The following is an 18,058-nucleotide window of genomic DNA, read 5'->3' on the forward strand; positions in this document are numbered from 1 at the left end:
CGTTAACCGCGCTAACCACCATCGGGCCAGTGATCCACGTCCCACCGGTCAGGTCGGCGGGTAGCGGTCGGCCCACGCCGGAGGGCGAGGGCCGAACTCCAGGACCGCGTCGTGCGCGAGGCGTTCGATCACCTCGTGCAGTTCCAGCTCCGCCGTCCAGCGCTCCGGGATGCGCCGCGCTCCGGCCACCGCGCCCACCAGGCTCCCGCAGACCGCTCCGGTGGTCGCGCTGTTGCCGGAGTGGTTCACCGCCACCGGCAGCGCCGCGTCGAAGTCGCCGTCGCTGCTCAGCGCCGCGTACAGGCCGATGGCCAGCGATTCCGCCGCAGTGGAGCCGGTTCCGAGGCTGCGCTCCAGGTCCTCCGGCGGCACCCGGCCCTCGCGCGCCAGGCGGACCGCGGTGCCGATCCGGCGGGTCACCTCGTCGTGCCCGGAGTGCGGGGCGAGCTGGCCCAGCACGTCGTCCACGGCGGCCGCCAGCGGTTCGCCCGCGAGCAGCCGCGACACCAGGAAGGCCAGCGCGCCCGCGCTGAGGCGGGCCGTCGGGTGGCCGTGGGTCAGCGCGGCGGTGCGCATGCCGACGTCGAACACCTCGGCCGGATCGCTGCTCCACAGCGCAGCGGGCACCGCGCGCATGATCGCGCTGCTGCCCGAGGAGTCGCTGGCCGGCTGCTCCGGGGTGCCCATCGGCTGCTGGCCCTTGGCGAAGGCGATCAGCGTGCGCATCATCGTCCGGCCCGGGTTGCGGGTCTGGAACAGCGCCCGCTGCTCGACCAGCCAGCCGTCCGGTTCGGGCGTGCCGCGCAGGAATTCGCCCGCCGCGCGCGGCCAGCTCAGGTGCTGGGTGTGCAGCCAGCGCTGGTAGGCGTGCTGGATGTGCCGGGTCGGGTCGGCGGTGCCGGTGGCGCGGCGGCTGATGTTGGCGCGGATCGTGCCTTCCAGCGAGAACAGCAGCAGCTGGGTGTCGCTGCCGAGGCGGCCGGAGGGATGTCCGGCGGGGACGTAGGCGGTCAGGCCATCGGCGCCGTGCCGGGACCGGATCTCGTCCCAGTTGTCCGCGGCGACCGGGATGCCGAGGGCTTCGCCGACCGCGCAGCCCAGCACCGCGCCCAGGAACCGGTCGCGGGACGCGGCCAGCCGGGGGACCGCGGTCAGCCCGGTGCGGTAGTCCGTTGTGGACGGTGCGGGCTCGGCGGTGTCGGTGGTCGGGTAGCGCAGCTCCCAGCCGTCCGACTCGTCCGGGTAGGGGCCGAACTCCGCCGCCGCGTCCCCGGCGATCCGCTCGACCAGCGAGGTGATCGGCAGCGCGTCGAGCAGCTCGGCGGGGATCGCGGTCGGGCCGCGCAGCGCGCCGAGCAGCTGCCCGCACAGCATCGCCGAGCTGGCGGTGTCGCCGCTGTGATCGCTGGCCGAGCGGACGGCCGCGGCGAAGTCCTCCTCGCAGGCCAGGGCCACGCGCATCGCGACCGCCAGGGCGTCCAGGCCGCTGCGGCCGGGCTGCATGGCGTCCAGGTTCGCCGGGCTCGGGTGGGAGCCCGCCGGGCTCACGAGCCCGAGGCGAAGCGCGTGCGAGAGCGCGGTGCGGGCCGACTGCCATCCCGAAATGCCTTGCCGCAGCGAGGTTTCCAGTGAATTGCCGCGCAGCAGCCACAGCATCGCGGTGGCGAGGACGCTGGCCGGGCTGTGCCCCCTGACGTGTCCGTGGGTGAGCGCGGCGAGGTCACCGCCCAGGGCGAACACGGTGCCCGGGTCGCCCGACCACAGCGCCGCCAGCGCGCCCAGCGGTACGGCGGTGGCCGAATCGGAGCTGTTGATGGGCTGCTTCCGCGATCCGGGGGCGTGCCCGGCGGCGACGCGCGCCAGCGCGGTGAGCATCGTCGGCTCGTCGGTGCGCGTGGAGTGCAGCAGCCGTTCCCGGACCAGCCAGCCGTTCGGGTGCGCGATGTCGGTCCCGCAGTCCTGCCACGGGACACCGCGGGTGTGCATCCAGCGGCGCAGACCGCTGAGCGCGAAGCCGAGCGGTTCGCCGTCGCCGGACGCGCGCGCCTGCGTGTGCGCGCGGATCAGGCCTTCCAGCGCGAAGAGCAGCGCACCCGTGCGGTGGCCGACCTCGCCGAGGGCGGCGAACTCGCCCACCGCGCCGCCCAGCAGCATGCCGAGCACGCGGCTGGGGGCTTCGGGCAGCGGGCCGTCGCGGTCGGCCAGCCCGGTGGCCGGAACCGGTGGTGACCCGTCGCCGAGCCGGTGCTGCAGCGCGGCCGCCCACAGCGGCCGGGTGGCGGGCCGCTCCCGCCACTGCCGCCAGGTCTCCAGCAGCCGCTGCTCCACCGGGTCGCGGTGCCGCTCACCGGCGCGCGCCGCGCGCCAGGCGGCCAGCAGTGCTCGTTCCGAGTCGTCCAACCGGGATTCGTCCACGCGGGCTATCCGAGGTACCGCTGCGCCCAGTCGGGCACCGGCTGGTCGGTGAAGATCTCGGTGCGGGCCCGCTGCTCGTCGGTGATCAGCTGGGTGAGGACCTCCCGCAGTTCGAGCTCCTCGAACCAGTCGGCGGGGATCTGCTCGGTGCCGCGGGCGGCGCCGAGCAGGCTGCCGCAGATGGCCGCGCTGGCCGCGGTGTTGCCGGAGTGGGTGGCCGCCAGCGAGACCGCGTCGGCGAAGGAGTTCGGGTGCGCCAGCGCCGAGGCGACGGCGATGGCCAGCGCCTCCGGTGCGTGCCAGCCCAGCCCCAGCTCCTCGAAGCGGGTCGGCGAGACCGGCCCGCTGCCGACGATCTCGATCGCCGAGCGCAGCCCCTGCGTGATGCCCTCCGCGACCTCCATCTGGTCCAGCTCGGCCAGCACCGAGTGCACCGCGTCGATCAGGGTCTGCCCGTTGTTGAGCGAGCACACCAGCCCGGCCAGCGCACCGGCGGACAGGTAGCCGTCCGGGTGGCCGTGGGTGACCGCGGCGATCTCCGCGCCGTGGATGATCGCGTCCTGCGGCGAGGTGAACTCGAAGCCGACCGCGGCGCCGCGCACCGCGGCCGCGGCGGTGCGCGCCGAGTTCGGCGGGTTGCTCGGCGTCGGGACCTCGCGGCGGTCGGAGGAGCGGGCCAGCGCGGTCAGCGTCGCCTCGTCCGGGAAGCGCTGCGCGTGCAGGACCTCGGTCTCGGCGAGCACGCCGAGCTGGAAGACGCCGCTGCGCAGCTTCACGCCCTGCGTGTGCATCCAGTGCAGCAGGGTTCCGCGCACCATCGACGGCCAGTGCGCGCTGACCCCGCGCTGCACCGAGCGGATGCGGCTGCGGATGAGGCCTTCCAGGACGAACGCGGTCTGCTGGCCGTGCGCGGTGGCCGCCGCCCGGGTGCCGAAGGCTTCGGCCATGGCCCGGACGCCTTCGGGGTTCTCGCGCAGGATCGTGCTCAGGTCCGCGAACATCCACGGTGCGCCGAGGGCGTCGCCGACCGCCGTGCCCAGCACGCAGCCGGCCAGCCGCTCGTCCCGGCCGAGCTGGACCTGTGTCTCGGCGACCAGCTCGGGCTCCTCGCCGATCTCGGTGGCCTCGCCGATCAGCTGCGCCGCGCGTTCCGGGCCGAAGGCCTCGACGAGCAGCTTGTGCAGGTCCTGGGTGAGGTCCGCGGAGGTGCCGTCCTCGTTGTCGCGGAACTTCCGCCAGGCCATGAGCAGCCGCAGCTCCTCGTCGGAGAGCCCGTCGTCGGCGTCGTCGACCGGTTCCGCCGCGGGCGGTTCCGGAGCCGGTTCGGGCGCGGGCTCGGCGGGCGCGGGCTGCTCGGCGACGGCCTCGGGCTCGGATTCGGCGACGACGGGCTCCTCGACGGGTTCGGGTGCCGGTTCTTCGGCGGGTTCCGGGTCGGCGACGGCCTGCTCCGCGACGACCGGGTCGGCGACGGCCTGCTCCGCGACGACCGGCTCGGCGACGGCCTGCTCCGCGACGACCGGCTCGGCCACCTCCGGCTCGGCGACGGCCGGTTCGGCGATCCCGATCGGGTAGCGGTCCAGCCAGTCGGCGTCGCTCGGCGGGTTCGGGCCGAACTCGCGGATCGCGTCGGTGGCCAGCTGCTCGATGACCTCGCGCAGCTCCAGCTTGTCCCGCCAGGTCTGCGGGATCGCCTCCGCGGTCAGCGCGGCGCCCATGATGTTGCCGCAGATCGCGGCGGTGGAGTCGCTGTCGCCGGAGTGGTTGGCGGCCAGCACGACCGCGTCGGCGAACGACTTCGGGTGGGCCAGCGCCGCGCACACCGCGATCGCCAGCGCCTGCTCTCCGAACCAGCCGTCGCCGAGGGCCTCCTGGAGCTGCTCCGGGCTCGGGTCGCCTGCGGCGAGCTCGACGGCCGCGCGCAGCGCCGCCGAGGTCTCCTCGTGACCGTCCCAAGTGGACAGCTGGGTGAGCGCGCCGTCGACCGCTTCGGGCAGCGAGCGGCCGGCCAGCAGCTGCTGGACGATCACCGCCAGCGCACCGGCGGGCAGGTAGCCGCTCGGGTTGCCGTGCGTGAGCACCGCGGTCATCGCCCCGACCTGGAACACCTCGGTGGGGTCGGACGACCACAGCGCGGCCGGGGCCGCCCGCATCACGCCGCCGCAGCCCTTGGAGTCGTTGAGCCGGTTGCTGAACGAGCCCTGCGGCTTGCCGTTGGCGTAGCCGTGCAGCGCCTGTATGCACGTGGTGCCGGGTGCGCGGCGGACGAACAGGCCCTTCTGCCGGATCAGCCAGCCGTCCGGCGGCGTGGTGGCCAGCGGACCGCCGGCCTCCTTCCAGTCGAAGCCCTGGGTGTGCAGCCAGCGCTGGTAGGCGTGCTGGACCTGGGTGGCCGGTTCGTTCTCGCCGAACAGCCGTCGCCGGATGCTCGCCCGGATCAGGCCTTCCAGGGTGAACAGCGTCATCTGCGTCTCGTCGCTGACCGAACCGCCGGGGCGGTGCGCGTCGACGAAGTCGGTCAACCCGCCCGAGCCGTACTTGCGGCGGATGTCCTGCAGCGAGTCGTCCTCGATCGGGTAGCCGAGGGCGTCACCGGCCGCGCCGCCGAGCAGGAAGCCGAAGATCCGCTGCGCGTGCAGTTCCGCCGGGTCGGCGGCCGGGGCGTCCTGCTCGGCCTCGGAGCTCGGCTCGTCGGCGGGTTCCGGCGTCGCCGCCTCTTCCGCTTCGTCGGCGACCGGCTCGTCGGCGGGTTCCTCCTCGGCGACCGGCTCCGCTGGCGGCTCGTCGGCGGCTGCGGTTTCTTCGGTGACCGGAGCGGCTGCGATGCCTTCCGCGGCCGCGAGCTGCTCCTCGGTGATCGACGTGGTCTCCTCGTCGACCGGGGATTCCTCGGCAGCGGCGACCGGTTCTTCCGGCTCGGCGACCGGCGCTTCGGGTGCGTCCGCCTCGGGCTCCGCCTTCGCGGCCTTCTCCGAGGCCAGCGGCAGCGCCGAGGCGAACTCCAGGTCGGAGACGTCCTTGGCCGCCGGGTAGCGCGCGGTCCAGGCGTCGCCGCTCGGCGGCGTCGGGCCGAACTCCAGCAGCGCGTCCTTGGCGAGGGTCTCGGCGATCTCGCGCTGCTTGAGGTCGCGCAGCCACACGCCGGGCAGCGCGGGCGCGCCGTAGCGGGCGCCGACGATGTTGCCGCAGATCGCAGCCGTGGAGTCGCTGTCGCCGGAGTGGTTGACCGCCACCATCAGCGCGGCGGCGATGCTGTCGGTGCTCAGCGCCGCGCACACCGCGATCGCCAGCGCCTCGTGCCCGGCCCAGCCGCCGCCGAGCGCGTCCTTGAGCTGCTCGGGGCTCGGTTTTCCCTGCTGGGCGAGGTCTTCGGCGGCTTGCAGCGCGCGGTCGGTGTCCTCGTGGTCGGCGTACTGGACCAGCAGCTCGCGGGCGCGGCGCACCGCGTCCTCCAGCGTCGCCTCGCGCAGCAGCTGGTGGACGACCACCGCGAGCACGCCTGCTGGCAGGTAGCCGTTGGGCTGCGAGTAGGTCAGCGCCGCGGTCGCGGCGGCGAGTTCGAAGACCTGCTTCGGGTCCTCGGCCCACAGCGCCACCGGGGCGGCGCGCACCACGCCGCCGCAATCGGGGGAGTCGTTGATCGGCCGCTCGAAGGTGCCGGGCGCGCCGACCGAGGCGAACTCGCGGAGCGCGGTGATGCAGCTGCTGTTCGGCGAGCGCACCGCGAACAGGTCGTGCTGCTCGACCAGCCAGCCGTTCGGCTTGGGGTGGCTGATGGCGAACGGCCCGGCCGCCCGCATCCACGCGTAGCCCTGGGTGTGCAGCCAGCGCTGGTAGGCCAGCTGGATCGCCGACAGCGGGCTGCTCGCCCCGGCCCGGACCGCGATGTGGCCGCGGATCAGGCCTTCCAGGGTGAACAGCGCCATCTGGGTGTCGTCGGTGAACTCGCCGGGCTGGTCACCGGTGCGGTCGTACTCGGTGACGCCCATCGCGCCGAAGCGGCTGCGGATCTGGTCCACCGGGTAGAACTCCACGGGCGCGCCCAGCGCGTCCCCGATCGCCCCGGCCAGCACCGATCCGATGAAGCGGCGGCCGAACTCCGTCTCGGTCGGGTCGATCGCCGTCGGCGCGGGCGGCTCCACCGGCGCGGCCGCGGGCGGCACCGGCGTGCCGGTGGGCGGCGACGGCGGCGCGATCACCGGGGTGCCGGTGGCGGGCGAGGGCGCCGGGCCGGGCTTCGGCGGCACCGCGGCGGCGGCCTTGACCAGGTCCTCGGCGGGCAGCCGGGCCTTGACCGGGCTGGTCGGGTTCACCTGGATGTCGATGCCCGACGGGTTGTGCCCGGCCAGCTGGCGGCCGGTCATCCGCTGCCAGCTCGTCCAGTTGGGCGGCAGGAAGCTCTCGGAGGTGAACACCTGCAGCTGCCTGCGCCCGGACTCGTGCTCCATCGTGAACAGGCCGGTGCCCTGCGGCTGCGCGAACAGGATCAGCTCGGCGTCCAGCATCGCGGTCAGCAGCGCGTGGCCCTGCGCGTAGCCGGTGGTGGTCAGCTGGAGGGCGCGTTCGACGTCGTTGGTCGGCGCGGGCAGCCGCAGCGCGACCGGCGACGGCCGGTAGTTCGGGTTGGGGGAGAAGTCGTCGGTGATCTCGCCCTGCTCATCGACCCGGTAGCCGCCGATGAAGCCCCACGGCGGCACCTCGGCGTTCGGATCGGTGAAGATCGGGTCGACCACGTACAGCCAGGTGTTGGGCTGCTTCGTGGCCTGTTCCCGCATCGCGGGCGTGACGACCGGTCGATTCGGCTGCTGCGTCGTGTTCATCTCGCGCTGTTGTCCCCGACTCCTCATCCAGCCTTGCATTGATCGCCCCCACACCACGGCGGTCACTCGATAGCGCGGGTCTGGCGGATCCGACGGACACAGGGAGCGGCCGGTTCCCCGTCCAGACACTGATATCAAACTCTCTCATGACCACATGGGGTGAAGTTTAGTGTTCGGGAGAACAACTCACCGTTAACGGGTGATCGGCCCTTTTTGCCCGACTCCGCCGGGTCAGGAGGGCAGCACGGCGGCCATCAGGCAGCCGAGGCAGGGCATGCCGGCGGGCTCGTCCAGGGATTCGGCCTCGCCGGGGTGGATGTCGAACCCGCAGTAGGCGCGCAGCACCTCGGGCACGGCGCCTTCCTCGGGCAATGGGAAGAAGTGGCAGCACAAGTCCCGCTCGCCGCGGGCGAACTCGGGGCGCACTCGCGCGATCAGGTGCGGTTGCGGGATCACGCGGCGCTCGCGGGAGGCTGCGAAGACGGGTCCGGCAGCGACCTGGGATGTCGGGGTGTTCCGGGTCGCTGCCGGTCATCGTGTACCCAGCTGGTGGACACGAGCGCCATCATGCCCCGGACGTTGCTCACCCGACCCGAGTTGTCGTCTTTTGCTCAACCGCACGTCTTTTCGGGCGAACCCGCTCCCCCGGAGGAGTGGCCGAGCTCGGGCGTGCTGGGGACGACCGGGTCACAGGGCGACGGGCAGGTGCGCTGCTCCGAGGGTTTCGGCGTGGCGGGTGGTGATCAGGTCCGCCAGGTTCTCGTCGTCGGCCATCGGGGCTGCGATCAGGGGATCGCGGGCGTGGGCGCGGGCTTGGGCGGTGATGCGGTCCGGGAGGAGGCCGGGGGCCAGGAACCAGGAGGCGACCGCGATCCGCCGGGCGCCGCGGGTTCGGAGGTGCTCGATCGCCGCCGGGACCGCCGGTTCGGCCGCCGCCGCGAAGGTCGCGACCGCTCCTGCCCAGGACGTTCTCGCCTGCCAGCGCTCGGCGACGTCGGCGACCAGCTGGTTGGCCGGGGCGTGCGAGGAGCCCGCACCGGCCAGCAGGACGCCGAGTTCCGGGTCGTCGGGATCCGCTCCGGCTTCGAGCAGGCGTCGCCAGGCCGCGGCCTCCAGGCGCTGATCCGGGCCCAGGACGTCGGACACGTGCACCTGGAGCCTCGGGTGGCGGCGCTGCGCCTCGGCCACGGCCGCCGGGACGTCCACGCGGGCGTGGAACGCGCGGCCGAGCAGGAGCGGGACGACCACGGCCGCGTCGTGGCCGTCGCCGTGCACCGCGCCGAGCACGTCGCCCAAGCGCGGTGCCGACAGGTCCAGGAACGCCGCGCGCACGTCGAGGTCCGGGCGCTTCGCGCGCACCACGTCCAGCAGGGCGTGGATGGTCGCGGCCGAGCGCGGGTCGCGGCTGCCGTGGGCGACGGCCACCAGCGGTGCGGTCATCGCGCCGCGAACGGTGCCAGCGGCACCCCGATCAGGCCGGCGGCCAGCGTGGTGCCGTCGGCGGGGTCGATCACCAGGAACGAACCGGTGCGGCGGCTGGCCGCGTAGGCGTCCACCGGCAGCGGCTCCGAGGTGCGCAGCTGCACCCGGCCGATCTCGTTGAGCTGCAGGGAATCCGGTGCATCCACACTGGACAGACGTTGCTCGTCGAAGCGGGCCGACAGCTCGGTGACGATCGCCTGCGCGGTGCGCGTGCCGTGCTTGACCAGCACCTTCGCACCCGGCTTCAGCGGCTTCTCGGCCAGCCAGCACACCGTGGCGTCGAGCTCGTCGGTCAGCTGCGGGGCGGTGTCGGCGGCGGCGATCAGGTCGCCGCGCGAGATGTCGACGTCGTCCTCCAGCAGCAGGGTGATCGAGTGCCCGGCGGCGGCGCGCGGCTTCGGGCCGTTCGGGGTGTCCACCTTGGACACCCGGGTGCGCACTCCGGCGGGCAGCACGACGACCTCGTCGCCCTCGGCGACGACACCCGCCGCCACCTGGCCCGCGTAGCCGCGGTAGTCCGGGTGCTCGGCGGTGCGCGGGCGGATCACGTACTGCACCGGCAGCCGGAACGGCGCGTCGTGCGGGTCCGGTGCGACCGGGACGCGCTCCAGGTGCTCCAGCAGCGACGGGCCCTCGTACCACGGCGTGTTCGCCGAGTGCTCCACCACGTTGTCGCCGAGCAGCGCCGACACCGGGATGGTCACCACGGCGTCGTCGGAGTAGCCCAGCGCGCGGGCGTGCTCGGCGAACTCGGCGGCGATGCGGGTGAACACCGACTCGTCGAAGTCGACCATGTCGATCTTGTTCACCGCCAGCACCAGCTGCGGCACGCCCAGCAGCGCCAGCACCGCCGCGTGCCGCCGGGTCTGCTCGACGACGCCGTTGCGCGCGTCCACCAGCAGCACCGCCAGCTGCGCGGTCGAAGCGCCGGTGACGGTGTTGCGGGTGTACTGGACGTGGCCGGGCGTGTCGGCCAGCACGAAGGAGCGCTTCGGGGTGGCGAAGTAGCGGTAGGCCACGTCGATGGTGATGCCCTGCTCGCGCTCCGCGCGCAGCCCGTCGACCAGCAGCGACAGGTCCGGCGTGGCCAGGCCGCGGTCGGCGCTGGCGCGGTGCACGGCGTCGAGCTGGTCGGCCAGCACCGACTTGGTGTCGTGCAGCAGCCGCCCGACCAGGGTGCTCTTGCCGTCGTCGACGGAACCGGCGGTGGCCAGCCGGAGCAGATCGGTCTGCACCGGCAGCGTCACCTCGGTGCCGCTGTCCGGCGCGGTGCGGGTCGTGGTCTCGGTCATGGGGAACCCGTTCCTGGTGGTTCGGCTTGGGGAGGTGGGGGCCCGTGAGCGTTTTGTGGTGCTATAGCCCCACAAAACGCTCACGGCAACAATCACGGCCTAACGTCGTAGGACGACCTTGCGCGGCTCAGAAGTAGCCTTCGCGCTTGCGGTCTTCCATCGCCGCTTCCGAGATCCGGTCGTCCGCGCGGGTCGCGCCGCGCTCGGTGAGGCGGCTGGCCGCCACCTCGGCGATCACGTCGTCCACCGTGTACGCCTCGGACTCCACCGCGCCGGTGCAGGAACCGTCGCCGACCGTGCGGTACCGGACCGTCTTCAGCGCGGGCACCTCGCCCTCGCGCGGGCCGCCCCACGGACCGGAGGTCAGCCACATGCCGTCGCGCTGGTACACCTCGCGGCGGTGCGCGTAGTAGATGTCCGGGAGCTCGATCTTCTCCCGCTGGATGTAGCGCCAGATGTCCAGCTCGGTCCAGTTCGACAGCGGGAACACCCGCACGTGCTCGCCGGGCCGGTGCCTGCCGTTGTAGAGGTTCCACAGCTCGGGGCGCTGGCGGCGCGGGTCCCACTGGCCGAACGCGTTGCGCAGGCTGAAGATCCGCTCCTTGGCGCGCGCCCGCTCCTCGTCGCGGCGGCCGCCGCCGAACACCGCGTCGAACCGGTTGTCGCCGATCGCGTCCAGCAGCGGCGTGGTCTGCAGCGGGTTGCGGGTGCCGTCCGGGCGCTCCTGCAGCCGTCCGTCGTCGAGGTAGTCCTGCACCGAGGCGACCACCAGGCGCAGGTCGTGCTTGCTCGCGATCTCGTCGCGGAAGGCCAGCACCTCCGGGAAGTTGTGCCCGGTGTCGACGTGCAGCAGCGGGAACGGCACCGGTGCCGGCCGGAACGCCTTGAGCGCCAGGTGCACCAGCACCGTGGAGTCCTTGCCCCCGGAGAACAGGATCACCGGCCGGTCGAACTCCCCGGCGACCTCGCGGAAGATGTGGATCGCCTCGGACTCCAGCGCGTCCAGGTTGTCCGCCTGCGGCGGCGCGTCACCCGGCAGCTCGACCTCGGCATCGATCGCGGTCATGCTGTCCGCCTCTCCGTGATTTCAGTGGTGGTTGCGCGCGGCGCATCGCAGAACGAGTTGATGTACATGCTGTTCAGCCGTGCAGGCCGCACTCGGTCTTGGCGCTGCCCGCCCAGCGGCCGCTGCGCGGGTCCGCGCCCGGCGCGGGCTTGGCCGTGCACGGCTGGCAGCCGATCGACGGGTATCCGGCCGACACCAGCGGGTTCACCAGCACGCCGTGCTCGTCGATGTAGCGCTGCATGTCCGCGTCCGACCAGGCCGCCAGCGGGTTGATCTTGACCAGCCCGTTGCGCTCGTCCCAGGTGACGACCGGGGTGTTCGCGCGGGTCGGGGCCTCCACCCGCCGCACGCCGGTCACCCACGCCTCGTAGCGGGCCAGGGTGTTGCGCAGCGGCACCACCTTGCGCAGGAAGCAGCAGCGGTTCGGGTCCCGCTCGTGCAGCCGCGGGCCTTCGGCGGCGTCCTGCTCGGCGACGGTCCGCTCGGGGAGCGCGTCGACGATGGTGACGTCGTAGACCTGCGCCACGGCGTCGCGGGTGCCGATGGTCTCGGCGAAGTGGTAGCCGGTCTCCAGGAACAGCACGTCCACGCCGGGCTTGGCCTTGGCGGCCAGGTCGACCAGCACCGCGTCCTGCATGTTCGAGGCGACGATCAGGCTGTCGCCGAAGTTCTCCGCGGCCCAGCGCAGGGCCTCCTCCGCGCTGGCCTCGGCCAGTTCGGCGGCGTCGACGAGAGCGCGCAGCTCGTCGTCGCCGCGCCGGGTGCCGATGTTCGTGGTGGTGTCGGCGGTCATCGTTGTCCGTTCCCTCCCGTGGCAAGCCCGACGAGCCGCACCGTGAAGACCCGCTGGCACGACTCGCACTTCCACGCCCCGGCCGGTTCGGCCTCGGGCGTCAGGTCCTCGTCTCCGCAGTACGGGCAGTAGAACGGCGTCGCCCGGCTCACTTGAGGTCGTCCTCGTCGGCCCTGGCGACCCACTGCGCGAAGCGCTCGCCTGCGCCGCGCTGCGCCAGGTAGTTCCTGACCAGGCGCTCCACGTAGTCGCCGAGCGCGGCCGAGGTGACCTTGTGGCCGCGGATCTTGCGGCCGAAGCCGGCGTCGACGCCGAGCCCGCCGCCCAGGTGCACCTGGAAGCCCTCCACCTGGTTGCCGTCGGCGTCGGGCACCAGCTGGCCCTTCAAGCCGATGTCGGCGACCTGGGTGCGGGCGCAGGCGTTCGGGCAGCCGTTGAGGTTGATCGTCACCGGATCTGCGATGTCGCCCTGGATGTCGGCCAGCCGCTTCTCCAGGTCGTGGACCAGGGCGATCGCCCGCTCCTTGGTCTCCACGATGGCCAGCTTGCAGAACTCGATGCCGGTGCAGGCGATCACGTTGCGCCGCCACGGCGACGGATCGGCCTGCAGCCCCAGCCGGCCCAGATCCGCGACCAGACCGTCCACTTCGGACTGCGCGACGTCCAGCACGAGCAGGTTCTGCTCCACGGTGGTGCGCACCCGCCGCGAGCCGACGCGCTCGGCGGCCTTGGCCACCTCCACCAGCGTCGAACCGCTGACCCGCCCGGCCTGCGACTTCGCGCCGACGTAGAAGTTGCCGTCGACCTGCGGGTGCACGCCGATGTGGTCGCGGTACCCGGTCGGCGTCTCCGGCGCCGGGCCGTCGATCAGCTTGCGGCCCAGGTACTCGTCCTCCAGCACCTGCCGGAACTTCTCCGGACCCCAGTCGCCGACCAGGAACTTCAGCCGCGCCCGGTGCCGCAGCCGCCGGTAGCCGTAGTCGCGGAAGATCTCCACCACCGCGCGCCACACCTCGGCGGCCTCGCCCAGCGGCACCCAGGCGCCCAGCCGCACGGCCAGCTTCGGGTTGGTGGACAGGCCGCCGCCGACCCACAGGTCGAAACCGGGGCCGTGCTCCGGGTGCACCACGCCGACCAGCGAGATGTCGTTGATCTCCGGCACGGTGTCCCAGCGCGGCGAACCGCTGATCGCGGTCTTGAACTTGCGCGGCAGGTTCGACAGCGACCGGTCGCCGATGTACTTCTCGGCGATCTCGGCGATCGCCGGGGTGGCGTCGACGATCTCGTCGGCGGCGATCCCGGCCACCGGCGAGCCGAGCACCACGCGCGGGCAGTCGCCGCAGGCCTCGGTGGTGGACAGCCCGACGTCCTCCAGCTTCTGCCAGATCGTCGGCACGTCCTCCACCCGCACCCAGTGCAGCTGGATGTTCTGCCGGTCGGTGATGTCGGCGGTGTCGCGCGCGTAGGTCTGCGAGATCTCACCGATGGTGCGCAGCTGCTCGGTGGTCAGCGCCCCGCCGTCCACGCGCACCCGCAGCATGAAGTAGCGGTCGTCGAGCTCCTCGGGCTCGATCGTGCCGGTGCGCGCGCCCGGGATGCCCGGCGCGCGCTGGGTGTACAGGCCCCACCACCGGAACCTGCCGCGCAGGTCGGCCGGGTCGATCGAGTCGAAGCCGCCGTGGGCGTAGATCGTCTCGATGCGCTGCCGGACGTTGAGCGGGTTGTCGTCCTTCTTGGAGCGCTCGTTGGGGTTCAGCGGCTCGCGGTAGCCGAGCGCCCACTGACCTTCACCGCGAGTCTTGCGCTTGCGGGCGGGCCGGGTGGCAGCTTCCGTCGGGGGGACCATGTCCGACCTCCGGGATTCCTGGCGCGGCGGCGCCGCGTGTCATCCGGTGACGGATCGCACTGCCCGGCGCCCCGGCGCCGACTGGACAGTGCAGCAGCGCGGGATCAATCCGTGGCGCGGCAGAGCGCGCTGGAGACCCGCCGCAGGTCCACGTAGCGGCGGGCGACCAGCAGAAGCCTCGGCAGTGTTGCGCCCATGTGAAGGAGCGTGCCACGGGCCCACCGGTCGGTCCAGGGCCATCCGAATGGTGAGACAGTGGTGCTGTGCCTGCTCAACTGCCCACCGGCGAACCCGCGCCCGCCGACGGAGCCCTGCCGCCCGAGGCCCTGACCGGACTCGGTTCGCGGCCGTTCGGGGTGTACGTCCACGTGCCGTTCTGCGCGACCCGCTGCGGGTATTGCGACTTCAACACCTACACCGCCGATGAGCTGGGTTCATCGGCGAGCTTCGGCAGCTGGCTGGACGGTGTGCGGGCCGAGCTGGAGCTGGGTGCGCGGGTCCTGTCGGCGGAGGGCGCGCTGGTGCCCGCGGCGCAGTCGGTGTTCGTCGGCGGAGGCACCCCGTCGCTGCTCGGCGCGCAGCGCCTGGGCGAGGTCCTGGACGCGATCCGCGACACCTTCGGGCTCGCGGATGCGGCGGAAGTCACCACCGAGTCCAACCCGGAGTCGACCTCACCGGAGTTCTTCGCCACCATTCGCACGGCCGGTTACACGCGCGTTTCGCTCGGCATGCAGTCGGCCGCCGAGCACGTGCTGCGGATCCTGGAGCGCCGGCACACGCCGGGACGCGCGGTGGCGGCGGCCCGCGAGGCGCGCGCGGCCGGTTTCGAGCACGTCAACCTCGACCTGATCTACGGCACGCCGGGGGAGACCGACGACGACCTGCGCCGCTCGCTGGACGCGGTGCTGAGCACCGGCGTGGACCACGTCTCGGCGTACGCGCTGATCGTGGAGGACGGCACCGCGATGGCCCGCAAGGTCCGCCGCGGCGAACTGCCGATGCCCGACGACGACGTGCTCGCCGACCGCTACGAGCTCATCGACCGGACGCTCGCCGAGGTCGGCCTGCGCTGGTACGAGGTCTCCAACTGGGCGAGCGACGACGCGGCGGCCTGCCGCCACAACCTCGGCTACTGGCAGGGCGGCGACTGGTGGGGTGCCGGACCGGGCGCGCACAGCCACGTCGGCGGGGTCCGCTGGTGGAACGTCAAGCACCCGGCCCGCTACGCGGCCCTGCTGGCCGAGGGCAACTCCCCGGCGGCGGGCCGCGAACGGCTCAGCGCCGAGGACCAGCGCATCGAGCGGATCATGCTGGAACTCCGCGTGGCAGCAGGACTTCCGGTGACGGCCCTCGGCGAATCCGGTGTCCTGGCGGCCAAGCAAGCGGTGGCCGACGGACTCCTGGACCGGGAAGCCCTGACCCGGGGCCGCTGCGTCCTCACCGACCGGGGCCGACTGCTCGCCGACGGAGTCGTTCAGCGCCTCATCGCATGACGGGCCGCACGTCCAGGTTCAGGACCCGGGCGTGCAGGACCGTCCGCTGGTGGAGGGCCGCGCGGAGGGCCCGGTGCAGGCCGTCCTCCAGGAACAGCTCGCCGCGCCAGGCGACCACGTGCGGGAACAGGTCGCCGAAGAAGGTCGAGTCGGGGCTCAGCAGGCGGTCCAGGTGCAGCACCTTGGTCGTGGTGACCAGCTCCTCCATCCGCACCGGCCGCGGCGGCACCTCGGCCCAGTCCCGCAGGGACATCCGGAGCTCCGGATACGGCCGGCCCTCGCGGACGTCCTTGAAGATCACGTGCTGGTACCTCCTGGCGAACGGCAGGCGCGCCGCCCGGGACCGCCAGGCGCTCGGCCATCCGGCAGGCTACCCGTGCCGACCTGCGGCGCTCGGTCCTGGGCGGACAACACCGTAAACTCGTCGGTGTGACCCGGGCCGAGCCTGGGCGCATCGGGCTGGGCAGGTGCTGCTGGGTGCAGGAGGAGGTGGCGCGGGGTGAACGCGGATGAACGCCGGTTCGAGGTCCTGCGGGCGATCGTCGCGGACTACGTCTCGACCAAGGAACCGGTCGGGTCGAAGGCCCTCGTCGACCGCCACAACCTCGGCGTGTCCAGCGCCACCGTCCGCAACGACATGGCGGCGCTGGAGGAGGACGGGTTCATCGTCCAGCCGCACACCAGCGCTGGACGGGTGCCCACCGACAAGGGCTACCGGTTGTTCGTCGACCGGTTGCACGACATCAAGCCGCTGACCAGCGCCGAGCGCCGCGCCATCCACACCTTCCTGGAAGGTGCGCTGGACCTCGACGACGTGATGCGGCGCAGCGTGCGGCTGCTGGCCCAGCTGACCCACCAGGTCGCCGTCGTCCAGTACCCGACGCTGACCCGCTCCACCGTCCGGCACGTCGAGGTCGTCACCATCACCCCGGCCCGCCTGATGCTGGTGCTGATCACCAACACCGGGCGCGTCGACCAGCGGATGGTCGACCTGGGCGACGTCATCACCGACGACGACGTGGCGCGGCTGCGCAACGTGCTCAACTCCACGATGGCGGAGAAGCGGCTCGCCGACGCCTCCGCGGCGGTGGCCGAGCTGCCCGAGCAGGCCCCCGCGGAGCTGCGCGACGCGCTGGTGCGCGTGTGCAGCGTGCTCATCGACTCGCTGGTGGAGCACCCGGAGGAGCGGATGGTGCTCGGCGGCACCCCGAACCTCACCGCCAACGTCGCCGACTTCCCCAACTCGCTGCGCCAGGTGATGGAAGCGCTGGAGGAGCAGGTGGTGGTGCTCAAGCTGCTCGCCGCCTCCCGCGACTCCGGCACCGTCCGGGTCAGCATCGGGATGGAGAACGAGGCCAAGGAGATGCAGACGACCTCGGTGATTTCGACCGGTTACGGTTCAGATGGCATGGTGCTGGGGGGCCTCGGTGTCGTCGGGCCGACCCGGATGGACTATCCGGGCACGATGGCGGCGGTGCGGGCGGTCGCCCGGTACGTGGGTGAGATCCTGGTCGGTCGGTGATCCAGCCGGACCGGCGTGTACTCGTTGATCGAGCAGAGGAAGTACGGAGAAGGTGGCCAGGGACTACTACGCGACTCTCGGCGTGTCCAGGGACGCGACGCCCGAGCAGATCAAGCGGGCGTACCGCAAGCTCGCGAGGGAATTGCACCCGGACGTCAACCCCGACGAGGCCGCGCAGGAGCGGTTCAGCGAGGTGACCACCGCCTACGAGGTGCTGTCCGACCCGAAGAAGCGGCAGGTCGTCGACCTCGGCGGTGACCCGCTGGGCAACGGCGGCGGCGCCGGCGGCGGGATGGGCGGCGATCCGTTCGCCGGTTTCGGCGGCCTCGGCGACATCATGGACGCCTTCTTCGGCGGCGGTGCCGGTGGCGGCGGGCGCGGCCCGCGCAGCCGGGTCCAGCCGGGCTCGGACGCCCTGCTGCGCCTGGAGATGACGCTGGAGGAGTGCGCCAGCGGCGTCAACCGGGACATCACCGTCGACACGGCGGTGCTCTGCGACTCCTGCGACGGCGGTGGCTCGAAGGCGGGCAGCGCCCCGTCGACCTGCGACACCTGCGGTGGCCGCGGCGAGGTGCAGTCGGTGCAGCGGTCGTTCCTCGGCCAGGTCATGACCTCCCGCCCGTGCCCGGTCTGCCGCGGCTTCGGCGAGGTCATCACCGACCCGTGCCAGCAGTGCAACGGCGACGGCCGGGTCCGCGCGCGCCGCACCATCACCGTCAAGATCCCGGCGGGCGTCGGCGACGGGATGCGGGTCCGGCTGGCGGGCGAGGGCGAGGTCGGGCCCGGTGGCGGCCCGGCGGGCGACCTGTTCGTCGAGGTCGAGGAGCTGCCGCACGAGCGGTTCACCCGCGACGGCGCCGACCTGCACTGCACGGTCGAGCTGCCGATGACCGCCGCCGCGCTGGGCACGGTGCTGACGCTGGAGACCCTCGACGGCGGGCAGGAGGAGCTCACCGTCGAACCCGGCACGCAGCCCGGCACCGAGCACGTGCTCAGCGGCCGCGGCCTGCCGAAGCTGCGCTCCAACGGCAAGGTCAGCGGGCACGGCGACCTGCACGTGCACCTGGACGTCGTGGTGCCGACCCGGCTCGACGACGCGCAGGCGGACCTGCTGCGCCAGCTCGCCGCGCTGCGCGGCGAGGAGCAGCCGGAGCCGACCGTGACCGCGAACGGCAACGGCAGCAGGCACGGCCTGTTCTCCCGCTTCCGCTCCTTCGGCAACCGCTGAGAGACTGTCTGTCGAACTCGTCTTGCGTGGCGGTGCGGGTAGCGGAACCTCAGAGGCCGCCTGGCTGCGGGATCCCGTTTTTATGTATGTCCAATACACGG

The 18,058-nt window shown here is 72.8% G+C and carries 13 protein-coding genes; 3 read left to right on the plus strand and 10 right to left on the minus strand.

The genetic code is table 11. The features are described 5' to 3' along the window. Positions 1-48: 48 nt before the first annotated feature. From OU416_RS21225 to OU416_RS40205, 9 genes are all read right to left on the minus strand, one after another. Positions 49-2,415: an ADP-ribosylglycohydrolase family protein gene (locus OU416_RS21225; RefSeq protein ID WP_270928745.1), complete on the minus strand. Its 2,367-nt coding sequence runs from the start codon at positions 2,413-2,415 to the stop codon at positions 49-51. A 5-nt stretch (positions 2,416-2,420) separates the two neighbouring features. Then, positions 2,421-7,235: a type VII secretion system-associated protein gene (locus tag OU416_RS21230; RefSeq protein ID WP_270928746.1), complete on the minus strand. Its 4,815-nt coding sequence runs from the start codon at positions 7,233-7,235 to the stop codon at positions 2,421-2,423. A 231-nt stretch (positions 7,236-7,466) separates the two neighbouring features. Then, positions 7,467-7,691, minus strand: a complete 225-nt coding sequence (locus tag OU416_RS21235; protein ID WP_270928747.1) for a hypothetical protein — start codon at positions 7,689-7,691, stop codon at positions 7,467-7,469. Between the two features lie 231 nt (positions 7,692-7,922). Continuing rightward, complete coding sequence (locus tag OU416_RS21240) at positions 7,923-8,675, minus strand: sirohydrochlorin chelatase (RefSeq protein ID WP_270928748.1); 753 nt, start codon at positions 8,673-8,675, stop codon at positions 7,923-7,925. Next, entirely contained in the window at positions 8,672-10,009 is a 1,338-nt protein-coding gene (locus OU416_RS21245; RefSeq protein WP_270928749.1) for a sulfate adenylyltransferase subunit 1, read from the minus strand. Before OU416_RS21245 ends, OU416_RS21240 begins: the two co-directional genes overlap by 4 nt. 127 nt (positions 10,010-10,136) lie before the next feature. Then, positions 10,137-11,075, minus strand: coding sequence for a sulfate adenylyltransferase subunit CysD (cysD, locus tag OU416_RS21250; RefSeq protein ID WP_270928750.1), 939 nt, complete (start codon positions 11,073-11,075; stop codon positions 10,137-10,139). A gap of 73 nt (positions 11,076-11,148) precedes the next feature. Then, on the minus strand, positions 11,149-11,868 hold the full coding sequence (locus OU416_RS21255) for a phosphoadenylyl-sulfate reductase (RefSeq protein ID WP_270928751.1): 720 nt from the start codon (positions 11,866-11,868) through the stop codon (positions 11,149-11,151). A gap of 148 nt (positions 11,869-12,016) precedes the next feature. Further along, positions 12,017-13,714, minus strand: coding sequence for a nitrite/sulfite reductase (locus OU416_RS21260; protein WP_270928752.1), 1,698 nt, complete (start codon positions 13,712-13,714; stop codon positions 12,017-12,019). Positions 13,715-13,818: 104 nt separating this feature from the next. Then, positions 13,819-13,911, minus strand: coding sequence for a putative leader peptide (locus OU416_RS40205; RefSeq protein WP_309599294.1), 93 nt, complete (start codon positions 13,909-13,911; stop codon positions 13,819-13,821). A 66-nt stretch (positions 13,912-13,977) separates the two neighbouring features. Between OU416_RS40205 and hemW the strand changes: the two genes are divergently transcribed. Next, on the plus strand, positions 13,978-15,207 hold the full coding sequence (hemW, locus tag OU416_RS21265; RefSeq protein WP_270928753.1) for a radical SAM family heme chaperone HemW: 1,230 nt from the start codon (positions 13,978-13,980) through the stop codon (positions 15,205-15,207). On the opposite strand, the gene OU416_RS21270 is transcribed toward hemW, so the two are convergent. Then, entirely contained in the window at positions 15,197-15,508 is a 312-nt protein-coding gene (locus OU416_RS21270) for a type II toxin-antitoxin system VapB family antitoxin (RefSeq protein ID WP_270928754.1), read from the minus strand. The two genes, hemW and OU416_RS21270, sit on opposite strands and share 11 nt — an antisense overlap. A 198-nt stretch (positions 15,509-15,706) precedes the next feature. On the opposite strand from OU416_RS21270, the gene hrcA reads away from it, so the two are divergent. Further along, entirely contained in the window at positions 15,707-16,729 is a 1,023-nt protein-coding gene (gene hrcA / locus OU416_RS21275) for a heat-inducible transcriptional repressor HrcA (protein WP_093152160.1), read from the plus strand. A gap of 52 nt (positions 16,730-16,781) precedes the next feature. After that, positions 16,782-17,957 (plus strand): molecular chaperone DnaJ, encoded by a 1,176-nt coding sequence (gene dnaJ / locus OU416_RS21280; protein WP_270928755.1) that lies wholly within the window; start codon positions 16,782-16,784, stop codon positions 17,955-17,957. The last annotated feature ends 101 nt before the right edge of the window (positions 17,958-18,058 follow it).

Source organism: Saccharopolyspora indica, assembly GCF_027853965.1.
GTDB lineage: Bacteria > Actinomycetota > Actinomycetes > Mycobacteriales > Pseudonocardiaceae > Saccharopolyspora > Saccharopolyspora indica.

Coding starts and splice junctions, on each gene's coding strand:
- OU416_RS21230 (WP_270928746.1), bottom strand. CDS start 7,235: ATGAACACGACGCAGCAGCCGAATCGACCGGTCGTCACGCCCGCGATG.
- OU416_RS21240 (WP_270928748.1), bottom strand. CDS start 8,675: ATGACCGCACCGCTGGTGGCCGTCGCCCACGGCAGCCGCGACCCGCGC.
- OU416_RS21245 (WP_270928749.1), bottom strand. CDS start 10,009: ATGACCGAGACCACGACCCGCACCGCGCCGGACAGCGGCACCGAGGTG.
- cysD (WP_270928750.1), bottom strand. CDS start 11,075: ATGACCGCGATCGATGCCGAGGTCGAGCTGCCGGGTGACGCGCCGCCG.
- OU416_RS21255 (WP_270928751.1), bottom strand. CDS start 11,868: ATGACCGCCGACACCACCACGAACATCGGCACCCGGCGCGGCGACGAC.
- OU416_RS21260 (WP_270928752.1), bottom strand. CDS start 13,714: ATGGTCCCCCCGACGGAAGCTGCCACCCGGCCCGCCCGCAAGCGCAAG.
- OU416_RS40205 (WP_309599294.1), bottom strand. CDS start 13,911: ATGGGCGCAACACTGCCGAGGCTTCTGCTGGTCGCCCGCCGCTACGTG.